Origin of the sequence: Klebsiella pneumoniae complex sp. WS1778 (genome assembly GCF_049472055.1) — a bacterium.
GTDB classification, from domain to species: domain Bacteria; phylum Pseudomonadota; class Gammaproteobacteria; order Enterobacterales; family Enterobacteriaceae; genus Klebsiella; species Klebsiella quasipneumoniae.
In genome coordinates, this window is record NZ_JBKGTJ010000004.1 from 49,123 (window position 1) to 70,530 (window position 21,408).

Genomic DNA, 21,408 nt, shown 5'->3' on the forward strand with positions numbered 1-21,408 from the left:
GCCCCCTTACGCCTGCGCCGGCAGCGGGAACACGGCGTTAACCTGGCCGGTACCGGAGCTGGCGAACAGCTCGGTGATAAACTCCACCTTGCCGTCATATTTATCCCAGCCCAGCAGGCCGAGCAGCATCACCGTGTCGTGCATGTTGCCTTCGCCGTAGCAGTAGTCGGCGTACTCCGGCAGCATGGTGCAGAACTCTTTAAATTTGCCCTCGCGCCACAGCTTCACCACCCGCTCATCCATCTGATGATCGAACTCGCGGGTGTAGCTGTTCATCCCCTCTTCGGCGCGTTGATCGTCGATAAAGCGGTGCGACAGCGAGCCGCTGGCCAGCACCGCCACGGTGCCGTCATATTTCTCAATGGCTTTGAGGATCGCTTCGCCCAGCCTGCGGCTGTCGGCAAAGTCGTGAACGGTACAGAAGGCGGAAATGGACACCACTTTGAAATGCTTATCGCTGTTCATGTAGCGCATTGGCACCAGGGTGCCGTACTCCAGCTTCAGGCTGGGAATATTGTGTGCTTTGGCGCGTACGCCGAGCTTTACGGCCTCGTCGGCGATAAGCTGGCCCAGCTCCGGGTTGCCGTCGTAGTCGTAGGTCATGTCGCGAATAAAATGCGGCAGTTCGTTACTGGTGTAGACGCCCTGAAAATGGTCGGCGCAGTTGATGTGATAGGCGCTGTTGACCAGCCAGTGGGTGTCGAACACGATGATGGTATCGACGCCCATTTCACGGCAGCGCTTGCCAATTTCTTTATGCCCGTCGATCGCGCCCTGGCGGCAGCCGTGGTTTTTCCCCGGCAGCTCAGACAGATACATCGACGGCACGTGAGTGATTTTTGCTGCTAACGCTAACTTACCCATATCAGACTCCCCATTTCGGGATCGGATGGTCGCCCATCGAGATGCAGACGTTTTTCATTTCGGCGAACACTTCAAAGCTGTACTCGCCGCCTTCGCGGCCGGTGCCGGAGGCCTTCACGCCGCCGAACGGCTGACGCAGGTCGCGCACGTTCTGGGTGTTGACGAACACCATCCCGGCTTCAATACCGCGCGCCAGACGCAGCACTTTGCTGACGTCCTGGGTCCAGATATACGACGCCAGGCCGTATTCCACATCGTTAGCCAGGCGCAGCCCTTCCGCTTCGTCTTTGAACGGCAGCAGGCAGGCGACCGGGCCAAAAATCTCTTCCTGCGCGACGCGCATGCGGTTGTCGACATCCGCCAGCACCGTCGGGCGCAGGAAGTTGCCGGCTTTCAGATGCGCCGGCAGGTCGGACGGCTTATCCGCGCCGCCGGCCAGCAGGGTGGCCCCCTCTTCGATGCCGAGGCGAATGTAACCGGACACTTTCTCCCAGTGCTGTTGGCTAATCAGCGCGCCGACCTGGGTATTCGGATCGGTCGGATCGCCCACGCGCAGGCGGTTGGCGCGCTCGGCGAAGCGCTTGACGAACTCCGGATAAATACTCTGCTGAATAAAGATGCGCGAGCCGGCGGTGCAGCGTTCGCCGTTGATCGAGAAGATGGTGAACAGCGCGGCGTCGAGCGCGCGCTCGATATCGGCATCTTCAAAAATCAGCACCGGCGATTTGCCGCCCAGCTCCATGGAGTACTTTTTCAGGCCGGCGTTTTTCATGATGTTGCGCCCGGTGGCGGTTCCGCCGGTGAAGGAGACGGCGCGCACATCATGATGGCGCACCAGCGCGTCGCCGGCGGTGGCGCCGTAGCCCTGCACCACGTTCAGCACGCCGGCCGGGATCCCGGCCTCCAGCGCCAGCTCGCCCAGACGATCGGCGGTCAGCGGAGATAGCTCGGACATTTTCAGCACTGCGGTATTGCCTAAGGCCAGGCACGGCGCCACCTTCCAGGTGGCGGTCATAAACGGCACGTTCCACGGCGACACCAGCGCGCAGACGCCCACCGGCTGCACCAGGGTGTAGTTCAGCATCTTGTCGTCGACGGGGTAGGTTTTGCCGTTCATCTGCTGGCACACTTCGGCGAAAAATTCGAAATTGTGTGAGGCGCGCGGGATCAGCACGTTTTTGGTCTGGTGGATCGGCAGGCCGGTATCGGCAGTTTCCATCGCCGCGATCTCCGGGACGTTCTGATCGATCAGATCCCCCAGGCGGCGCATCAGGCGCGCGCGCTCTTTCATCGGCAGGTTAGCCCACTTCGGGAAGGCCTCTTTTGCCGCCGCTACCGCCTGGTTGATTTCGGCTTCGCCGCCGGAGGCGACTTCAGCCAGTACCTCGCCGGTGGCCGGGTTGGTGGTATGAAAATAGTCTGCGCCGGCAACGTTTTTACCGTTGATCCAATGGTTAATTTTTTTCATGACAGTGTCTCCTCATACGCTTGCTGGCTGATGATATGGTTGACCAGGCGGCCCACGCCCTCGACTTCAACGATCACCTCGTCGCCCGGCACCACGTCGGACAGCCCCTTCGGCGTGCCGGTGGCGATCATGTCGCCCGGTTGCAGGGTCATAAATTCGCTTAAGTAAGCGATGAGAAACGGGATGCTGAAGATCAGATCGGCGGTGGTGCCCTGCTGGCGCAGCTCGCCGTTGACCCAGGTGCGCAGCGCCAGATTATGCGGATCCGGGATCGCCTCTTTGCCGACGATCCACGGGCCGATCGGCGTCAGGGTGTCGCGGCTTTTCACCCGCAGGTTCGGCCGATAGTAGTTTTCCAGATAGTCGCGGATCGCGTAGTCGTTGCACACGGTATAGCCGGCGACATAGTCCATGGCCTCGGCTTCGTTGACGCGGCGGGCGGTTTTCCCGATCACCACCACCAGTTCGGCTTCGTAGTGCATGTATTCGACGTTATCCGGGCGTACCGACTGCTGCTGGTGGCCAGTAAAGGTGTTTGGCGCTTTGATGAACACCAACGGCTCGGTTGGCGGCTTAAACTCCAGCTCGCTGGCGTGGTCGGCGTAATTCAGCCCCAGCGCGAACAGCGTGCCGTCGGCGGGCGGCAGCCAACGGAATTCACCTCCTTTTAATACCGTGCCATCGTCCAGGCGCACCTGGTCGCGTTCATCGACCAGCACGTCGCGTACCTGTCCCTGCCATTCAATGCGTGCCTGTTTCATGCCAGCTCTCCTTCTGCGACAACCGGGTTTTCCAGCGTCGGGAAACCGTCGGCGAGGATACGTACCCGGTCGCCGGGGCGCAGCGTGACGCGGGAGTGGGGCGTACCGATGAGGATCGCGTCGCCGGGATTGAGGGTGGCGAACTCGCTCAAGGCGCTCAGCAGCTGCGCGGCGTTACGCTGCAGATCGCCGGTATGCCAGCTGTCCGCTTCGCGGCCGTTGATTTCGGTGATGATGGTCAGGTTATCGACGTTGCGCACCGGCGACAGCGCGCCGACGGGGCAGAAGCCATCGCGGCACTTGGCCTTGATCGCCGGGCGATAAAAACTCTCTTCCGGCAGGCTGACGTCGTTAGCCAGCGCGTAGCCGGCGATATAGTTCGCCGCCTCTTCTTCCGCCACCTTGCGCGCGGTTTTGCCGACAATCAGCGCCACGGTGGCGCCGCTTTGCACGGTTTCACCCGGCGGATAGGGGATCGCCTCGCCATCGCCAATCACGGTATTGCGCGGCTTGATAAACCAGACCGCGGTTTTCGGCGGCGTCTTGTAGGGGGCCTGTTGAAACGCCTCGCGCCAGGCGTCGAGCTGGCTGCGATGATTGAGCGCAACGGCGAAGATGGTACCTTTCATTCACCACTCCTCTGGGACTGATTTCGGTTTAAAGGGATTTCGTTAATATGTTAATGATCATCTTTTATGCTTTGCGCTGAGGTTTAGCAACTGGAAGTGAATGTTTTGTGATCGGATTAACACAATATTTACACATCAATAACTTATTTATTATTAATCAATGAGTTGAATTGTTTTCAGGGAAAGACTGGTACTTTTCAGGTGCAGAAACCGGTTGTACATGGCAGGATTAACGCTAATTATTAATTTGTTAATAAGTTTTAGATGAGGCCGTTGAGGGGAAACTATGCATGATTCATTAACCATTGCCTTGTTGCAGGCGCGTGAAGCGGCGATGGCCTACTTTCGACCGATCGTTAAACGACACAATCTCACCGAACAGCAGTGGCGGATCGTGCGGATCCTCGCCGAACGTCCGTCGATGGACTTTCACGATCTGGCTTTTCGCGCCTGTATCCTGCGCCCCAGTCTGACCGGTATTTTGACGCGTATGGAGCGGGATGGACTGGTGCTGCGCCTGAAGCCGGTTAACGATCAGCGCAAGCTATACGTCTCGCTGACGCCTGCCGGAACCGCGCTGTACGAAAGCGCCCAGGCGGAGGTGGAAGAAACCTATCGCCTGCTGGAGGCTCAGTTCACCACGGAAAAGCTGCAGCAACTGACCTCGCTGCTGGAGGAGTTTATTGCGCTTGGCGTCCCTGCCGGGCGCGGTGATGAAGAAGAGTAGCGGTTACGGCTCGGCACTCAGCCTGGCGAGGGCAATAAGCGTTTCCGCGCGGGCGGGGGACAGCGGCTCTCTCGGCTGCGGCAGCGGCCAGCCATACAGCCAGCGGGCGCTGGCGGCGCAGGTGCGCCCTTGACAGGCGCCCATTCCGCAGCGCTGGGTCAGTTTGGCCTGCAGCCAGTCGTCGGCGGCAGCCACGTCGCCGCAGCGCACATCTTCGCAACGGCACAGCAGGCTCTCCGGCGTCGCCGCGTTTTTCAACGACTCCGCCAGCTGGAAGGTGCGGTTAATAGCCGCGGCGAAGCGCTGCCAGCGGGCACGACGGGCAAATCGCGCCTGGGCCTGCTGGCTGGCACCGGCGGCGGCATACCCGGCGATTTCGCCCTCCACCAGCGCCAGCTCGCTCCCGCCGAAACCGGTGCACTCCCCGGCGGCGTAGACATCCGCGATGCTGGTCTCCTGCCAGCGGTTAACCTGGATCGCCTCCTGCGCCGTGGCGCAACCGAACAGCAGCCCCGTCTCGATATTGGGCACCAGCCCGTAGCCGATGGCCAGCCGATCGCAGGCGATAGTCCGCTCGACGCCGCGCTGGCGCAATGTCACGGCCTCCAGCCGCGTTGTGCCGTGGGCGCGGATCGCCTGGGCGCCGCTAAGATAGCCTTTCGGGGCCAGCGTCGCTAACTGGCGCAGCTTCTGCGGCCAGCGCCACAGCCCGCTGGCGAAGCGCAGCAGCGCCGGGAGCGCCGCTTGCTCAATGATATTCGTTACCTGGCCTCCGGCCTTATTCACCGTATCCGCCACCGCCAGCAGCAGCGGGCCGCTGCCGGCAATCACCACCTTTTCTCCTTTCAGCGACAGGCCCTGCTTGATCTGCGCCTGCAGGCCGCCCGCGCCGGTCACGCCGGGTAAGGTCCAGCCGGGAAAGGGCAGCGACAGCTCGCGCGCACCGCAGCAGAGGATCAGTTTCTGCCAGTCAACCACGCCCCCGCCGTCGGCGGTTTCAAACAGCACGCTGCGCGCGGAGGGGCGGGCAATCAGCCGCGCGCCGTTCACCATCCGGATGGCGGCAGACGCGGCGATGGCGTCGCGGTAGCGCCGGGCCAGGGCGGGCAGCGTCGTCTGCGAGCCGGCGCGCCAGATTTGCCCGCCGGGTGCGGGGTTATCGTCGAGAATAATGACCTGCTTATTGCAGGCGGCGGCAGAGAGCGCGGCCGCCATGCCGGCGGGGCCGGCGCCGAGGATTAAAATGTCACAGCGCAGCGTGTGCATAGCGGCTCCTTTCTATTTGCATGCCGGCCCGGCACAGGGTCTGGCAGGCCAGCACCCGCCGGCCGTCGACGGTGATCCGGCACTCCTGGCAGATCCCCATGCCGCAAAACGGCGCGCGGGGGTCGCCGTTAACCGCCTGGCGGGTGGTGGGATCGCCGGTCAACGCCAGCGCCGCCGCCACGCTGATCCCTTCCGGCACCGTCAGCGCTTCGCCATCGACAGTGATATTGAGCGTGTTATTCATGCGATCGCCTCCTGATGATACAGACGGGTCGGGAGCCAGGCCTCAGGCGCCAGCGGGCAGCGTTCGCCGAGGATCTGCGCCGCCAGCAGCTCAGCCGTCGCCGGGGCGGTGGTGACGCCCAGCCCTTCATGGCCCAGCGCCAGCCATACACCGCGGCGCGTGGGGTGCGGGCCAATCAGCGGATTGCCATCCTGTGAGGCGGCGCGCAGGCCGCTCCAGCAGCGGATGATATTCAGCGTCGCCAGCGCCGGCACAAAATGGCGGGCGCGATCGAGCATCTGCCCCAGCAAGGGGAGATCCAGCTGGCGCTCGCGGTTATCAAACTGGCGCGACGAGCCAATCAGCAGCTGGCCGGTGGGCCGCGGCTGCAGGTTAAAGGCCACCGAGGTGCCGCCGCCGTGGGCGCTGGCGCCGTAACCCAGTTCAACCAGCTGGTGATGCACCCGCGGCCCGTAGCGATCGGTTATCGCCAGTTGGCCTTTTTTCGGCCGCAGCCAGTTTTCTGCTAACAGCGCGTTGGCTTCAAGTCCGCAGGCCACCACGATGGCCCGCGCCTGTAGCCGTTTGCCGCTGGCGAGCTGTACCTGTGGTTCGGTAATCGCCTGCGCGCTGTCGCGCAGGCAGGTGAGATGGTCTCCGGCATCGGCCACCAGCCAGCGGGCGACGTTCGGCGCGTAGACGATACCATCGCCGGGCACCCATAGCCCGCCGGCCAGCCCGCTGCGCAGCAGCGGTTCGCGCCCGGCGATCTGCTGCGGGGTCTGCAGCTCGCTGTGGACCTGATAGCCTGCCAGCCGCCGCTGTTTTTCGCCCCCGACGGCCATCTCTTCTTCGCTATCCGCCAGCCACAGCGTGCCGCAGCCGCGCCAGGCGCAAGCGTCGGGCATCCGCGGCGTGATGGCGCGCCAGCGCGCCAGCGACCACGCCGACAGCGCCAGTTCGGCGGGGTCGTCATCCATGCACACCAGATGGCCCATACCGGCCGCTGTCGCGCCGGGCTGACCGTCGTCGATAAGCGTCACGCTCTGCCCCCGCTTCGCCAGCTGCCACGCGCAAGCGGCGCCGATGATCCCGGCGCCGATCACGATGACATCGCACGACTTCACGGGGCGATCCCCCAGCAAAAGGGATCGTCCGGGTTGAGGATCAACTGATTATCGCCGCACACCCAGGCTTCGCCGCGGATCGTGGGGATGATGCCCGCGGCGGCGCGCTGGTAGCTGGCGGTAAACTGGCTGCCGATGATGCTGGCCTGGCGCCAGATCGCTCCCGGCTGCAGCTTGCCATCCTGCGCCAGGCAGGCCAGCTTGGCGCTGGTGCCGGTGCCGCACGGCGAACGATCCCAGGCCTTTCCCGGACAGAGTACGAAGCTGCGGCTGTCGGCGGCATCGTCATCGGCGAACAGCTCGATATGATCGATAACGCCGCCGTCGTCGCCGCGGATCCCCGCGGCTTCCAGCCCCTCACGCACCGCCCAGGCGTAGTCGGTGAGCTGTGGGATGTGCTCCGGGGTAATGGCGAACGGGTGATCGTTGATCAGGAAAAACCAGTTGCCGCCCCAGGCAATATCGCCGACGACGGGGCCGAGCGCGGTCTCCACGCGGACCTGCTTTTTCCAGCGGCGGGCCGGGACGTTTTGCACCGATACGCTGCCATCGTCGTGTAACGTGGCGCTTACGTCGCCGACCGGGGTTTCAATCAGATGTACGCCTGGCTGGATACGGCCAAGCCACGCCAGCGAGGCGATAAGCCCGATGGTGCCGTGGCCGCACATATTCAGAAAACCGGCGTTGTTGAAGAAAATGACGCCAGCGGTGGCCGCCGCCGAGACCGGCTGGCACAGCAGCGCGCCGACCAGCACATCGTTGCCGCGCGGTTCGAGAATCACCGCCTGACGCCAGCGATCGAAGTCACGGGCGAAACGGTCGCGGCGCTGCGCCATGCTGCCGCCGCCGAGGTCGGGGAAGCCGTCAACGATCAGGCGGGTGGGTTCGCCGCCGGTGTGTGAATCAATGGCTCTCAGCGTAATAGGGGGGCGTGGCGCGGTCATTCTGCTCTCCGAAAGTTAACAACATGTTTCATCATGCTGGCGCAACCCGGGGCGGGCGGCTTGAGCGCTTTCGGCAGAGATAATGACGAAATCGGCATAATCGTGCCGGGGTGATGTGCATACGTTGCATAGTTATTTCTTATTAATCATTTGGTTAATGGCGTGGTAAACCGAAAGTGGCGATTGCGCCAGTGGATAAACCAGGGGAAGGCGTAAAGCGGATCCAGGATCGCAAAACCGGCGGTTACCGCTTGAGGTGTTAACAGGAAGTGAATAAATATCCTTCGGTCACTTACCATGAGGAAGCCCTATGATCGGTGTTTCTGAAGCGGCGCCGCCGCGCGCTGTTAATCAACCGGAGCTGGCGGTCGATGAGCTGAGCCAGATCTGCGAAGGGCTGGCGCGCCAGCGGCCGGAGAATATGCCGGCGCTGCTCAATGCCCTGGCGCTGATCGCCCCCCTGCTCAATGCCATCCCCAACGTGGTCTTTTTTATCAAAGACCGCGAGGCGCGTTATCTGCTGGCGAACCTGACGCTGGCCCGCCGCTGCGGTTTCAAAACCGTCTCCTCGCTGCTGGGGAAAACCTCCGCCGACGTCTTTCCTTCCACGCTGGGGCAGGGGTACACCGAACAGGATCTTCGGGTATTACGGGAGGGCGTGACCTTGCGCGACCAGCTGGAAATGCATCTCTACAATGGCCGGGAACGAGGCTGGTGCCTGACGCAGAAGCTGGCGCTGCGCGATGTCCGCGGTCAGGTGATCGGCATGGCCGGGATCTCTCACGATCTGCAGGAGGCCCACGCCCGCCATCCGGCGTGGCAGCGGCTGGCGATCGTCGACGATCATATCCGCCGCCACTATCACCGGCCGATCGCCATGGAAGAGTTGACCGCCCTAAGCGGGATGTCGATTGCGCAGATCGAGCGCTACTGCAAGCGGATCTTTCATCTCACCCCGCGGCAGATGATCCACAAAGTGCGTCTGGAAAAAGCCACCGAACTGCTGGCCGGCGATACGCCGATTACCGATATCGCCTTGCAGTGCGGCTATACCGATCACAGCGCCTTCAGCCGCCAGTTCAAAGCGATGACCGGCTCGACGCCGCGCGATTTTCGCCTGACGCTGCAGGGATAACGGCTGGCTCACACTTTTGTCGACTGTGCTAATTTCGTCATCGGATTAAGGGAAAACCGACAAGCCGCCGGTTCCGCGACGCGTCAATCTGTCAGTGAATATTCACCAATCATTCACCTCGACTTAACAAAATGACGACAAGGAACCGAGCATGAGCAATAAAGCGATTCACTGGAGCGGCGTATTCCCGGCGGTTAGCACGCAGTTTCGTAGCGATTACTCCCTCGATTTAGACGCCACCCACGCGGTGATGAAAAACCTGGTCAAAGATGGCGTTTCCGGGCTGGTGGTGTGCGGCAGCGTCGGGGAGAACACCTCCCTGAGCACTGATGAAAAATTGCAGATTATCGAAGTGGCGAAAGATGCCGCCGGCGGCAAAATTCCGGTGATCGCCGGGGTGGCCGAGTTCACCACCGCCTTTGCCCAGAAGATGGCGAAAGAGGCGGAGCGCGTCGGCGTCGACGGGATCATGGTGATGCCGGCGCTGGTCTACTCCTCAAAACCGCATGAAACCGCCGCCCACTTCCGCAGCGTGGCCACCGCCACCGACCTGCCGATCATGGTCTACAACAACCCGCCGATATACAAAAACGACGTGACGCCGGACATTCTCGCCACCCTGACCGATTGCGACAACATCGTCTGCTTTAAAGACTCCTCCGGCGATACCCGCCGCTTTATCGACCTGCGTAACACCGTTGGCGATCGCTTCGTGCTGTTTGCCGGGCTGGATGACGTGGTGGTGGAAAGTATCGCCGTCGGCGCGGAAGGGTGGATCTCCGGAATGTCCAACGCCTTCCCGCGCGAAGGGGAAACGTTATTCCGTCTCGCCCGCCAACAGCGTTACGAAGAGGCGATGGCGCTGTACCGCTGGTTCATGCCGCTGCTGCATCTCGATGCGCGTCCGGATCTGGTGCAGTGCATCAAGCTGTGCGAAGAGCTACTCGGACGCGGCAGCGCCGTGACCCGTCCGCCGCGTCTGGCGCTGGAAGGGGAAACGCGCCAGCAGGTGGTGGCGATCGTGGAACAGGCGCTGGCGACTCGTCCAGCCCTGCCGGACGTCGGCCTCTGAACCCAGGAGTCAGTATGAATGCATCTCAGACCATGGCGGGACGGCAGTTTATTGCCGGCCGCCGCGTTGCCAGCGGCGAGGCGACGCTATTGAGCCTGCGGGCGGTGGATGGGGAAGCCACCGGCCATCGCTTTTATCCGGCTTCACGCGAGGAGGCCGCCCAGGCCGCGGAGGCGGCACAGCAGGCGTTTGCCGTTTATTCACAAACCACGCCGCAGCAGCGGGCGCGCTTTCTCTGCGCCATTGCCGATGAGCTGGACGCGCTGGGGGAAGCGTTTTTTGCACTCGCCGAACAGGAGACCGCGCTGCCGCTGGCGCGGCTGCAGGGCGAGCGGGCGCGCACTAGCGGCCAGCTGCGGATGTTTGCTGGCGTGATCCTGCGCGGGGATACCTTCGCCGCCCGTATTGATACCGCCTTAGCCGACCGTCAACCGCTGCCGCGCCCGGACCTGCGCCAGTATCAGCAGGCGTTAGGGCCGGTGGCGGTGTTTGGCGCCAGCAACTTTCCGTTGGCCTTTTCCACCGCTGGCGGCGATACCGCCTCGGCGCTGGCGGCGGGCTGCCCGGTGGTGGTGAAGGCCCATCCGGGCCATATGGCCACCGCCGAGCTGACCGCTGAAGCGATCGTCCGGGCGGTCGCGCGATGCGGGTTACCCGGCGGCGTCTTCAATATGATTTTCGGGACTGATATCGGCGCCGAATTAGTCCGCCATCCGGCGATTCAGGCCGTTGGCTTTACCGGCTCACTGGCCGGCGGTAAGGCGCTGTATCAACTGGCGCAGCAGCGTTCGCAGCCAATCCCGCTGTTTGCTGAAATGTCGGCGATTAACCCGCTGATTATTCTACCGCAGGCGCTGCAGACGCGGGCCGAGGCGCTGGCGAACGAGCTGGTGGCGTCATTCACCCTCGGCGGCGGCCAGTTCTGTACCTGTCCGGGGCTGATTCTGGCGCTGCGCGGCGCCGGGCTGGAACGCTTTAAGTCGGCGCTGTGCACGGCGGTAGCGGGCTCTGCGCCGCAGGTGTTGCTCAATGCGCCGACCCTCCAGCACTACCGCCAGGGCGTGGCGGCCCTGGCGGCGCACCCGCGTATCGAGAGGCTGGCGAGCGGCCTCGCCGCCGGCGCCGGGCAGGCGCAAACCCAGCTGTGGCAGGCTCAGGTCGAAGATCTGCTGGCGCAGGATACGCTGCTGCAGACCGAAGTTTTCGGCCCGCTATCGTTGCTGGTGGAAGTGGACGACGCGGTCCAGCTACAGGCGGTGGTGAAAGCGCTGCAGGGACAGCTCACCGCGACGCTGCACGCGGAAGCGGACGACGGCCCGCTGGCGGCGAACCTGCTGCCGCTGCTGTGCGAGAAGGCCGGACGGGTGCTGTTTAATGGTTATCCCACCGGCGTGGAAGTGTGCGATGCGATGGTCCACGGCGGCCCGTGGCCGGCGACGACCGATGCGCGCGGAACGTCGGTCGGCAGCCGGGCGATTGAGCGTTTTCTGCGCCCGGTCTGCCTGCAGAATGCGCCGGCCGCCCTGTTACCGCCGGCGCTGCAGGATGCGAACCCTTTGAACCTGCTGCGCCTGGTCAACGGCCAGTGGACCCGGGAAGCGATTTCCTCCTCTCATTGACGCAAGGGCATCACCATGACCATTCACACTACGCATAACAGTCAAACCCGCGTTGCTGAGTCGGGTAAGTTTAAAAAACAGCTGACCCTGACCGACCTCACCTTTATCGGCCTGGGCGCGATTTTCGGCTCGGGATGGTTATTCGCCGCCAGCCACGTCGCATCCATTGCCGGTCCGGCCGGGATCGCGTCGTGGGTGATCGGCGGCTTTGCGGTACTGCTGCTGGGGATTGTCTACTGTGAGCTGGGGGCGGCGCTGCCGCGCGCCGGCGGCATTATCCGCTACCCGGTCTTTTCCCACGGCGAGCTGATGGGCTATCTGCTGGGGTTCATCACCCTGATTGCCTTCTCCAGCCTGATCTCGATAGAAATCGTCGCCGCCCGGCAATACGCCGCGGCCTGGTTTCCGGTGCTGACCCAGCCGGGCTCCAGCTCGCCGACGCTGCTGGGGTGGGTAGTGCAGTTCCTGCTGCTCTGTTTCTTCTTTGCGCTGAATTACTACAGCGTCAAGACCTTCGCCCGCTCGAACAACTTCATCAGCGTGCTCAAGTTTCTGGTGCCGCTGCTGGTGGTGGTGACGCTGTTCGCCTTCTTTAAACCGGAGAACCTGCACGCGCAGGGCATTGCGCCGTTCGGTATGTCCGGGGTGGAAGCGGCGATCAGCGCCGGAGGAATTATCTTCGCCTATCTGGGACTGACGCCGATTATCTCGGTGGCCAGCGAAGTGCAAAAGCCGCAGCGGACTATCCCTATTGCGTTGATTTTATCAGTGGTGCTGTCAACGATTATCTACGTGCTGCTGCAGCTGGCGTTCCTTGGCAGTATCCCCACCGAGATGCTGACCGGCGGTTGGGCCGAGGTGAGCAAACAGTTCTCGCTGCCGTATCGCGATATCGCCATTACCCTCGGCATGGGCTGGCTGGCCTTTATGGTCATTAGCGATGCGATCATCTCCCCGAGCGGCACCGGCAATATCTACATGAACGCGACGCCGCGGGTGATCTACGGCTGGGCGAAGGCGGGCACCTTTTTTAAAGCCTTTACCCATATCGATAAAGCGTCCGGTATTCCGCGCCCGGCGCTGTGGCTGACCTTCGGGCTGTCGATTTTCTGGACGCTGCCATTCCCCTCATGGGAACAGTTAATTAGCGTGGTGTCGGCTGCCCTGGTGCTGAGCTACGCCATCGCCCCGGTGACCGCCGCCGGGCTGCGCCGCAACGCCCCGGATCTGCCGAGGCCGTTCCGCGTGCGCGCCTTCGCCATCATCGGCCCGGTATCGTTTATGGTCTCGGCGCTGATCGTCTACTGGTCCGGCTGGAATACGCTCTCGTGGCTGCTGGGGCTGCAGATCGTGATGTTTGTGGTGTACGTGATGTGCAAAGGCAAGGTGCCGGAACATACCGTGAGCCTGGCGCAGCAGGTGAAGTCTTCGCTGTGGCTGATCGCTTTTTATGCGTTGATTATCCTCTTTTCCTGGCTGGGCAGCTTCGGCGGGCTTAATGTTATTGGTCACCCCTGGGATACGGTGCTGGTGGCGGCAATGTCGCTGGGGATTTATTACTGGGGCGCGCACAGCTGTCTGCCGCAGGCTAATTTTAGCGGAGACGAAGAAGAGTAAAGGAGAACAGTATGGAGTCGGTAACTCTATCGTTACCAGAAGCTTATGACCTGGCGCTGGCGGTGCTCAGCGCCAATGGATTCAGCGCCGACCACGCGGCGGCTATCGCCCGTAACGTGGCTGCCGGGGAGCGCGACGGCTGCGCTTCCCACGGCCTGTGGCGGCTGTTGGGCATTGTCGATACCTTACGTAAAGGTAAGGTATCGCCTGATGCCGAGCCGCAGATCCACGACCAGGCGCCGGCGATTGTGCGGGCGGATGCAGGGGGCGCCTTTTCGCTGCTGGCCTACGAGCGCGCGTTGCCGCTGCTGCTGGAGAAAGCGCGGCACAGCGGCATTGCGGCGCTGGCGATTAACCGCTGCGTCCATTTTTCCGCGCTGTTTGCCGATATTGAGCCGTTGACCGAGGCAGGGCTGGTGGGGCTAGCCTGTACGCCAAGCCACGCCTGGGTCGCCCCGGCGGGCGGCACCCGTCCGCTGTTCGGCACCAACCCTATCGCCTTTGGCTGGCCGCGGCGGGACAAGCCGCCGTTTATTGTTGATATGGCGACCAGCGCCGCGGCGCGCGGCGAGATCCAGTTGCATCAGCGCGCCGGCAAAGCGCTACCGGAAGGGTGGGGAATCGACAGCCAGGGGCAGCCGACCACCGATGCCACAGAGGTGCTGAACGGCGCGATGTTAACCTTCGGCGGCCATAAGGGCTCGGCGCTGGCGGCAATGGTTGAGCTGCTGGCCGGGCCGCTTATCGGCGATATGACCAGCGCCGAATCGCTGGCGTGGGATAACGGCGCGGGCGGTTTACCCTACGGCGGAGAGCTGATTCTGGCGCTGGATCCGCAGCGCTTTCTCGGCGAGCAGGCACAAGAGCAGCTGGCGCGCGCCGAAACCCTGTTCAGCGGGATGCAGGAGCAAGGGGCACGGTTACCGGGCGAGCGGCGGTTCGCCTGTCGCCAGCAGAGTGAGCGGCAGGGAGTGGCTATCAGCCGCGCCTTATATGATGAGATTTGCGCCTTGCGGCCGTAGCAAAGCGCAGAGCGCGGCGGGGCCGAACATCAGAGCGCCAGGCGCATGGCGCAGCGCGTCTCCGGCGGCAGGCCGTGCCGGGTCTCCTGTTCTCTTTTCGCCGCCAGCCCGGCGGGCAGGGTCAGTTCATCGAGCATGGCGAATCCCAGACGGGTATAAAACGGCGCATTCCACGGCACGTCGCGGAAGGTGGTGAGGGTCACCGCCGGGTAAGCCATTTGCCGGGCGCCGTCGATAACCTGCTCCAGCAGCATCCGCCCGATGCCCTGATGCTGCCAGGCCTGGTGGACGGCGACTTCGACGATAAATAAGGCATCGTCGAGCGGTTCGGTCAGAATAAAGCCAATCGGCTGCCCGGCGGCTTCCGCCAGCAGGCTATGCTCGGTTTCCAGATAATCATGATGACGCGCAACGCTAATCACCTCACTGTCCGCCAGCCAGGCGAGAGAGGGGATCTGGCGAAATGCCTGGGCGGCGGAACGTTCAATGGCCGGCAGAAGGGCGATATCACTCTCCTCGGTCAGGCGTAATCCGGCGCCGGCAGTTATAGTGTTAGTTTTCATCACCTCAGCATAGCAGCCTTCGGGAGAAAAGTATGGAGCTGACCGCCGTTCCCGCCACGCAGTTCAGCAGCGTGCAGTTAACGGATATTCTTAACGCCTGTTTTGCAGACTATCTGGTACCGGTGACCCAGTCGGTGGAGGGATTTGTTCAGCGCTTTAGCGCCGAGGGGATGAGCCTGATCGATTCCCGCGTCTGGCTGGCCGGAGATGAACCGGCGGCGATCGCGATCGTCGCGCGTCGGGGGAATATGGCTCGCCTGGCGGCCTTTGCCCTGCGTCCGGCCTGGCGCGGCAAAGGTCTTGCACGGAAATTGATGCAGGAGCTGCTGATGCTTCTGCAGCAGCAGGAGATCGAGGCGGTTTCCCTGGAGGTGATCCGCGATAACCATGTGGCCGTCGCGCTGTATCAGTCGTTAGGCTTTACGCGGCGCTATGGGCTCTGCGGCTACCTGAGCGCAGAGCCTCAGGCTGCGGCGCCAGGCGTGTTACAGCCTTATCCCACCCTGGCGCTGCTTAGACGCGCCGTTGAGGAGAGTAACAGTCAGCTCCCCTGGCTGATGGATCCGCTTACCTTCGCCACCCTGCCATGCCGCGTCGTGACGCTGGAACAGCGCGCCTTCGCGGTACTGGGCACCTCGGGTTCACGGCCTGTACTGCAGTTTTTATGGGTTGAACCCGCCGCCCGTCGCCAGGGGCTGGCACGGGCGCTGCTGATGGCGCTGGCGCAGCAGTTCCCGGGTATCGGCACTTCGGTGACGGTCCCGGAAACCTTTACGCCGCTGTTTGCCGCGGCGGGATATTCACCGCTATCGCTGCAGCAGTATGAAATGACGATGGAGTTGACCGCAGCGAAGTTCGCTTAAGCGGGAGTGTGCGCTGGGCCGCAAAAAACAGCACGGGGCGCCGATAAGCCTCTCTTTTGCCGCATCATATCTCTTCGTAATGGCGACGAGGGGGATGTAATGCGTAAAACGGAACTGTTGGCTTTTTTGCAAAATCAGACCGATTTTTTCGATCCGGATAACCTGAGCGAAGTGTTCACCGCCAGCTGGCTGGCTCAGCGTTTCGCGATGCAAAGAAATACCGCCAGCCATTATCTCAATCAGCTGGTCGCCCAGGACGTGCTGGTGAAGATCAACACCCGGCCGGTCTATTTTCTGCATAAAAAAGCCTTCTGCCAGCAGTTCTTCCCCCTTTCCCGCAGCGAGTACGCCAGCATGGCGGACCTGCTCGCGGAGAGTGACCGCCAGCCGGAACAGGCGGACCATTTTTCGTTGCTGACCGGCCATGACGGCAGCCTGCGTAAACCGATTGAGCAGATGAAAACCGCGCTGTTTTATCCCAACGGCGGGCTACCGCTGCTGATCACCGGCGACAGCGGGACCGGTAAAAGCTATATGGCGGAGCTGATGCACGAGTTCGCGATCGCCCAGGGCCTGCTGGCGCCCGATGCGCCCTTCGTGAGCTTCAACTGCGCGCAGTATGCCAGTAATCCGGAGCTGCTGGCCGCCAACCTGTTCGGCTACGTCAAAGGCGCGTTTACCGGCGCGCAGAGCGATAAAGCCGGGGCGTTCGAGGCGGCAAACGGCGGGATGCTGTTTCTCGACGAGGTCCACCGCCTGGATGCTCAGGGGCAGGAGAAGCTGTTCACCTGGCTGGATCGCAAGGAGATCTACCGGGTGGGGGAGACCGCTCAAGGCCTGCCGATTTCGCTGCGGCTGGTGTTTGCCACCACCGAAGAGATTCACAGCACTTTTCTGACCACCTTTCTTCGTCGTATTCCGATCCTGGTCAGCTTGCCCGATCTTCAACACCGCAGCCGCGAGGAGAAGGAGGCGCTAACGCTGCAGTTTTTCTGGCAGGAGGCCCGGACGCTGGCCGCCCGGCTGCAGCTAACGCCGCGGCTTTTGCAGGTCCTGACGCAGTACGTTTATCGGGGCAACGTCGGCGAACTGAAGAATGTGGTGAAGTACGCCGTGGCATCAGCCTGGGCCCGGTCTCCGGGCAGCGAGATGCTGACCGTGACGCTGCACGATCTGCCGGAAACGATCATGGCGGCGACGCCGGCGCTCAGTGAAGCGATGGGCCAGCAGGAGCCGCTGCTAATCGAGCCGCAGACCAGCCTGGTCTGGCTGCTGCGGGCGCGCGACCCGATTCAGGGGCTGATCTATGACGTTCAGTGTCGGATTCTGGCGCTGCACGAAGCGGTGCTGAATAAAAAAACGGTCTGGGAAGAGGCGCAAAGAAGCATGGGGGAGGAGATTGAAACCCTCTTCGATCAGCTGATCTTTGATAACCAGGATGCCAGTAGCTCGCAGATGTTGCTGCTGATCGCCCATCAGGTGCGGGAGGAGTATTATCGCCTGGAAAAACGCTTCAATATCCAGTTTAACGGTAACTGTCTTTACGCCCTGAGCCACTACCTGATCCATCGATCCCGTCAGGCGCCGTCCACAATGAGCAATGAGAAAATCCGTCTGCTGGCGGATTTTCTGGCAAACAAATTCCCGCTGCTGTATCGCTTTTGCGAAGCGATCCTCGACGCGCTGGCGCTGAAGCTGGATATTGAGCCCCAACGTATTGACCTGCTGTTGCTGGTGCTGTGGTTCCAGAAAAATGGCGCTATTAGCCAGCAGCAGGTGACCCGGGCGATTATTCTCGCTCACGGTTACGCCACCGCCAGCAGCATCGCCAGCGTGGCGAACCGCTTGCTGAAAAGCCCGCTGTTTGAGTCATTCGACATGCCGCTCGACGTGACGCCGGAGGCTATCGCTAATCAGGTGATGGCCTACATTGAGCGCCACGCGCTGGCGTCAGGGCTGATCATTTTGGTCGATATGGGATCCCTGAACGCTATTCACAGCCATTTTAATCGTCGTCTGAACACGCCGGTGGCGATTATTAACAATGTCTCCACCGGCATGGCGATGTACGTCGGGGAGCGGATTTTGCACGGCGATATGCTGGAAGATATCGTCCGCGAGATCGGCGATGATCTGGCGGTTGAGCACCAGCTTTATTACCCGCAGACCGATAAACCGCGGGCGATTTTGACCACCTGCGCCACCGGCCTGGGCGCGGCGGCGAACCTGTCGGCGCTGTTAAAAGCCAGCATCCCTGAAGCGCTGGGCGTTGATATTGTGGCCTGCGATGTGGAGACCCTTGCCGATCCTGCGCGACGGGAGCCGATGCTCAGCCGCTACGAAGTGCTGGCGATCGTCGGCACCCTCGATCCGCATCTTGCCGATCTCCCGTGGATCTCGCTGGATTCGCTGATTTCCGGCGAAGGAAGTCGCCCGCTGATGCGTATCTTCGGCGAACTGGCGACAGCGGAGCAGGTCAGCGAGATCAACAACCTGATCCTGAAAAACTTCTCGCTGCGGCGGGTGATCGAGTCGGTGACGATCCTGGATACCGCGAAGGTGATCAACCAGGTTGAGCAGTTTTTGCTGCGCTATGAGCATCTGGCCGGGTACGAGGTGCCCAATGAACGTAAGGTGGCGCTGTATGTGCATATCAGCTGTCTGATAGAGCGGTTAATCCGCCACGCTTCCCCAACCCATTATTCGGGAAGGCAGTGTCCGGAGCGCGAGCTGGCTACGCTGCGCGAGGCCTTTAGTGTCATAGAGAGCGGATATAGTGTCAAAATTCCCGTTGTCGAGCTCTATTACATTCACGACATCCTGACGCGTGAAACGGAATTTATTCAGGAAGATCAAGAGTTTTAACGCCTCTCTCCCTTTTGTCCTTACGTAAGCCGACGCGCCACTGTTTCTGGCACGTCGGTTGCAATTAAGAAAGCAGTGGAATGCGCTTTCGAGGTAAGGATGAAACGACACTATATTTTTGCCAGCCACGGCACCTTTGCTAACGGTTTGTTGAACTCTGTGGAGCTGATCCTCGGTAAACAGCCGGATATTCATACTCTGTGCGCCTATGTAGAAGAGGAGGTCGATCTGACGCAGCAGGTGGAGGCGCTGCTGGCGCGTTTCCCGGCGCAGGATGAGCTGATAGTGATTACGGATATTTTCGCCGGTAGCGTCAATAATGAGTTTGTGCGTTTTTTATCGCGCCCGCACTTCCATTTATTGTCCGGGTTAAATCTACCGTTAATTATTGACCTGCTTATTTCTGCAGCGGAAGAGAATACCGAAAAATTAATTTCTGAAGCATTAATCAACGCCAAAGAGAGCATTCAGTACTGCAATCAGAGTATTGCCGGGGCGATGACTATGGATAAAGACTTCTGAAATGAGGATGCATGATGATTACGTTATTAAGGGTTGACCATCGATTACTTCACGGCCAGGTCGCTTTTTCCTGGACCCAATATGTCGGCGCCGATTGTATTTTAATCGCCAACGACAGTGTCCCTGAGGATGAACTGCGGAAAACCACCATTAAGCTTGCTAAACCACCCTCGGTAAAGCTGGTGATTAAAAATATAAATGATTCTATTGAAGCGATAACAAGTGGGGTTACCGATAAATATAATTTATTTATTGTTGTGGAATCGGTCAATGACGCCTGGCGTATTGCCAGCGCCGTTGAGGAAATAAAAAGTATTAATCTCGGTGGGATTAAGGCCAAAGAGGGCAGTAAAAATATTTCTAAGGCGATTAATTTACTGCCGGAGGAAATAGAGCAGTTGCAACAACTGGTGGGCAAAGGCGTCGAGGTGGAAATTCGCCAGGTCCCGAACGATCGCAAACAGCTTTTTACGGAATGCGTGTAATTCCGGAGGACAGATTATGGTAGAGGCTCTCTTACTGGGTCTGGTGGCGTTTATCGCGCAATCGGAATATGCCTTAGGGACGTCGCTGATTTCCCGGCCTATCGTCACCGGGCTGCTGACCGGCCTGGTGCTGGGGGATGTGCAGACCGGCGTCATCATGGGCGCGACGCTGGAGCTGGCGTTTATCGGCTCGTTCTCCGTTGGCGCCTCGATCCCGCCCGACGTGGTGACCGGCGGTATTCTCGGCGTGGCGTTCGCCATCACCTCCGGCGCGGGCACGGAAACGGCGCTGTTGCTCGGCCTGCCTATCGCCACCCTGACCCTGATCCTGAAAAACGTTTATCTGGGGATGTTCATTCCGTTGCTCAGCCAGAAAGCGGACGGCTATGCGGAACGGGCGGATACGCGCGGCATTGAGCGGATGCATTTGATCGCCGGATTCGGCCTGTCGCTGATGCTTGCCACGGTGGTGACCGTCTCATTCCTGGTGGGCAGCAACGCGGTGAAATCTCTGCTCGATGCGATCCCGGAATTTATCAAACACGGACTCAGCGTGGCCACCGGGATCATTCCGGCTCTCGGCTTCGCGATGCTCGCCAGGTTGCTGATTAACAAGAAAGTGGCGCCGTACTTTTTCCTCGGCTTTGTGCTAATGGCTTATTTGAAAATCCCGGTGACCGGTATCGCCATTCTCGGCGCCATCGTGGCGGTGGTGATGGTTAACGTCACCGCGTTGAATTCACCTCGTACGACGACAGAACAAGGAGTCAGCGATGACGACGAAGATGATTTCTGAAGAGACCCTGCAGCCGCAGGAGCAGGAAGAAACGCGAATTACGCCGCGTGATTTACGCCGGGTGTTCTGGCGCTCCTTCCAGATGGAGTTCTCGTGGAACTATGAGCGACAGATGAATCTCGCCTTTGTTTACGCGCTGATCCCGGTGCTGAAGAAGCTCTATCCGTGCAAAGAGGAGCTGGCCGGGGCGTTGAAACGCCATCTGGTGTTCTTCAATACCACGCCGCATATCGTCACCCTGCTGCTAGGGATCACGACGGCGATGGAGGAGAAAAACAGCCAGCAGAAAAATATGGATGCCAATGCGATTGATAACGTCAAAGCTTCGCTGATGGGGCCGCTGGCCGGGCTGGGAGATTCCTTTTTCTGGGGGACGCTGCGCCTGATCGCCACCGGTATCGGCACCAGCCTGGCGCTAAAAGGCAATATTCTCGGGCCAATCCTGTTTCTGCTGGTATTTAACGTGCCGCACATTCTGGCGCGCTGGTGCTTTACCCGCTGGGGCTACGTGCTGGGCACCGGCGTCCTGCAGCGGATCCAGAAGAGCGGAATGATGGAGAGCCTGACCTACGGGGCATCGATTATCGGCCTGATGGTGGTCGGGGCGATGACCGCCTCAATGATCGATATCACCATCCCTGTCTCCTTCGGGGCCGGGGAGGCCAAAACCCAGGTGCAGGACATCATCAACGACATTCTGCCCTGCATGCTGCCGCTGGTGAGTTTCGGCATCGTCTACTGGCTGCTTGGGCGGAAGGTTAAACCGCTCTCTATTATCGGCGGAATGGCGGTGGTGGGCATTCTGGGTTCGTGGATCGGATTGTTTTAACGGGAGTGAGC

The 21,408-nt window shown here is 61.1% G+C and carries 19 protein-coding genes and 2 pseudogenes; 12 read left to right on the forward strand and 9 right to left on the reverse strand.

Translation table 11 applies throughout. From position 1 onward, the window contains the following. Positions 1-6: 6 nt before the first annotated feature. The 4 genes and pseudogenes from hpaD to ACLEXF_RS18625 form a co-directional block, all read right to left on the reverse strand. On the reverse strand, positions 7-864 hold the full coding sequence (gene hpaD, locus ACLEXF_RS18610; protein ID WP_002887492.1) for a 3,4-dihydroxyphenylacetate 2,3-dioxygenase: 858 nt from the start codon (positions 862-864) through the stop codon (positions 7-9). Position 865: 1 nt separating this feature from the next. Further along, on the reverse strand, positions 866-2,332 hold the full coding sequence (gene hpaE / locus ACLEXF_RS18615) for a 5-carboxymethyl-2-hydroxymuconate semialdehyde dehydrogenase (protein ID WP_002887494.1): 1,467 nt from the start codon (positions 2,330-2,332) through the stop codon (positions 866-868). Continuing rightward, positions 2,329-3,722 (reverse strand): annotated as a pseudogene (locus ACLEXF_RS18620) (fumarylacetoacetate hydrolase family protein). Before ACLEXF_RS18620 ends, hpaE begins: the two are co-directional and overlap by 4 nt. A gap of 57 nt (positions 3,723-3,779) precedes the next feature. Beyond that, positions 3,780-3,944, reverse strand: a pseudogene (locus ACLEXF_RS18625) (hypothetical protein). Positions 3,945-4,008: 64 nt separating this feature from the next. On the opposite strand from ACLEXF_RS18625, the gene hpaR reads away from it, so the two are divergent. Beyond that, positions 4,009-4,449: a homoprotocatechuate degradation operon regulator HpaR gene (gene hpaR, locus ACLEXF_RS18630; protein ID WP_002887503.1), complete on the forward strand. Its 441-nt coding sequence runs from the start codon at positions 4,009-4,011 to the stop codon at positions 4,447-4,449. A gap of 3 nt (positions 4,450-4,452) precedes the next feature. Here the strand turns inward: hpaR and ACLEXF_RS18635 are convergent, their stop codons facing one another. Genes ACLEXF_RS18635 through ACLEXF_RS18650 form a run of 4 tightly spaced genes read right to left on the reverse strand, consistent with a single transcriptional unit; the run spans position 4,453 to position 8,009 of the window. Continuing rightward, positions 4,453-5,715, reverse strand: coding sequence for an FAD-dependent oxidoreductase (locus tag ACLEXF_RS18635; protein ID WP_231786840.1), 1,263 nt, complete (start codon positions 5,713-5,715; stop codon positions 4,453-4,455). Then, complete coding sequence (locus tag ACLEXF_RS18640) at positions 5,696-5,959, reverse strand: (2Fe-2S)-binding protein (protein WP_004204189.1); 264 nt, start codon at positions 5,957-5,959, stop codon at positions 5,696-5,698. Before ACLEXF_RS18640 ends, ACLEXF_RS18635 begins: the two co-directional genes overlap by 20 nt. Continuing rightward, positions 5,956-7,065, reverse strand: coding sequence for an NAD(P)/FAD-dependent oxidoreductase (locus tag ACLEXF_RS18645; RefSeq protein ID WP_109938266.1), 1,110 nt, complete (start codon positions 7,063-7,065; stop codon positions 5,956-5,958). Before ACLEXF_RS18645 ends, ACLEXF_RS18640 begins: the two co-directional genes overlap by 4 nt. Continuing rightward, positions 7,062-8,009 (reverse strand): 4-hydroxyproline epimerase, encoded by a 948-nt coding sequence (locus ACLEXF_RS18650; RefSeq protein WP_064183598.1) that lies wholly within the window; start codon positions 8,007-8,009, stop codon positions 7,062-7,064. The genes ACLEXF_RS18645 and ACLEXF_RS18650 overlap by 4 nt, the downstream gene beginning before the upstream one ends. Positions 8,010-8,319: 310 nt before the next feature. Here ACLEXF_RS18650 and ACLEXF_RS18655 point away from each other — a divergent pair, with 310 nt between their 5' ends. The 5 genes from ACLEXF_RS18655 to ACLEXF_RS18675 all read left to right on the forward strand — a co-directional run bounded on the left by ACLEXF_RS18655 (position 8,320) and on the right by ACLEXF_RS18675 (position 14,474). After that, positions 8,320-9,144, forward strand: a complete 825-nt coding sequence (locus ACLEXF_RS18655; protein ID WP_017899117.1) for an AraC family transcriptional regulator — start codon at positions 8,320-8,322, stop codon at positions 9,142-9,144. A gap of 151 nt (positions 9,145-9,295) precedes the next feature. Beyond that, complete coding sequence (locus ACLEXF_RS18660) at positions 9,296-10,216, forward strand: dihydrodipicolinate synthase family protein (protein WP_004204197.1); 921 nt, start codon at positions 9,296-9,298, stop codon at positions 10,214-10,216. Between the two features lie 14 nt (positions 10,217-10,230). Next, positions 10,231-11,835, forward strand: coding sequence for an aldehyde dehydrogenase (NADP(+)) (locus ACLEXF_RS18665; protein WP_407259939.1), 1,605 nt, complete (start codon positions 10,231-10,233; stop codon positions 11,833-11,835). A gap of 15 nt (positions 11,836-11,850) precedes the next feature. Beyond that, positions 11,851-13,452: an APC family permease gene (locus ACLEXF_RS18670; RefSeq protein WP_240708822.1), complete on the forward strand. Its 1,602-nt coding sequence runs from the start codon at positions 11,851-11,853 to the stop codon at positions 13,450-13,452. An 11-nt stretch (positions 13,453-13,463) separates the two neighbouring features. After that, on the forward strand, positions 13,464-14,474 hold the full coding sequence (locus ACLEXF_RS18675; RefSeq protein WP_101839059.1) for an Ldh family oxidoreductase: 1,011 nt from the start codon (positions 13,464-13,466) through the stop codon (positions 14,472-14,474). Between the two features lie 29 nt (positions 14,475-14,503). Here ACLEXF_RS18675 and ACLEXF_RS18680 read toward each other — a convergent pair whose 3' ends face one another. Continuing rightward, positions 14,504-15,037 carry a GNAT family N-acetyltransferase gene (locus tag ACLEXF_RS18680; RefSeq protein WP_282861909.1) on the reverse strand — a complete coding sequence of 178 codons (534 nt, stop codon included), beginning with the start codon at positions 15,035-15,037 and terminating at the stop codon, positions 14,504-14,506. A 32-nt stretch (positions 15,038-15,069) separates the two neighbouring features. Here ACLEXF_RS18680 and ACLEXF_RS18685 point away from each other — a divergent pair, with 32 nt between their 5' ends. The 6 genes from ACLEXF_RS18685 to ACLEXF_RS18710 all read left to right on the forward strand — a co-directional run bounded on the left by ACLEXF_RS18685 (position 15,070) and on the right by ACLEXF_RS18710 (position 21,397). Next, a complete protein-coding gene (locus ACLEXF_RS18685) occupies positions 15,070-15,900 on the forward strand; it encodes a GNAT family N-acetyltransferase (RefSeq protein WP_004886436.1) in 831 nt (276 codons plus the stop codon). A 99-nt stretch (positions 15,901-15,999) separates the two neighbouring features. Continuing rightward, positions 16,000-18,765: a sigma 54-interacting transcriptional regulator gene (locus ACLEXF_RS18690; RefSeq protein ID WP_282861908.1), complete on the forward strand. Its 2,766-nt coding sequence runs from the start codon at positions 16,000-16,002 to the stop codon at positions 18,763-18,765. 99 nt (positions 18,766-18,864) lie between these two features. Then, positions 18,865-19,287, forward strand: a complete 423-nt coding sequence (locus ACLEXF_RS18695) for a PTS sugar transporter subunit IIA (protein ID WP_004886440.1) — start codon at positions 18,865-18,867, stop codon at positions 19,285-19,287. Between the two features lie 14 nt (positions 19,288-19,301). Next, complete coding sequence (locus ACLEXF_RS18700; RefSeq protein WP_004886443.1) at positions 19,302-19,772, forward strand: PTS sugar transporter subunit IIB; 471 nt, start codon at positions 19,302-19,304, stop codon at positions 19,770-19,772. Positions 19,773-19,788: 16 nt separating this feature from the next. Continuing rightward, positions 19,789-20,568: a PTS mannose/fructose/sorbose/N-acetylgalactosamine transporter subunit IIC gene (locus ACLEXF_RS18705; protein ID WP_049004609.1), complete on the forward strand. Its 780-nt coding sequence runs from the start codon at positions 19,789-19,791 to the stop codon at positions 20,566-20,568. Beyond that, positions 20,546-21,397 carry a PTS system mannose/fructose/sorbose family transporter subunit IID gene (locus ACLEXF_RS18710; RefSeq protein WP_101839061.1) on the forward strand — a complete coding sequence of 284 codons (852 nt, stop codon included), beginning with the start codon at positions 20,546-20,548 and terminating at the stop codon, positions 21,395-21,397. The genes ACLEXF_RS18705 and ACLEXF_RS18710 overlap by 23 nt, the downstream gene beginning before the upstream one ends. Positions 21,398-21,408 lie beyond the last annotated feature (11 nt).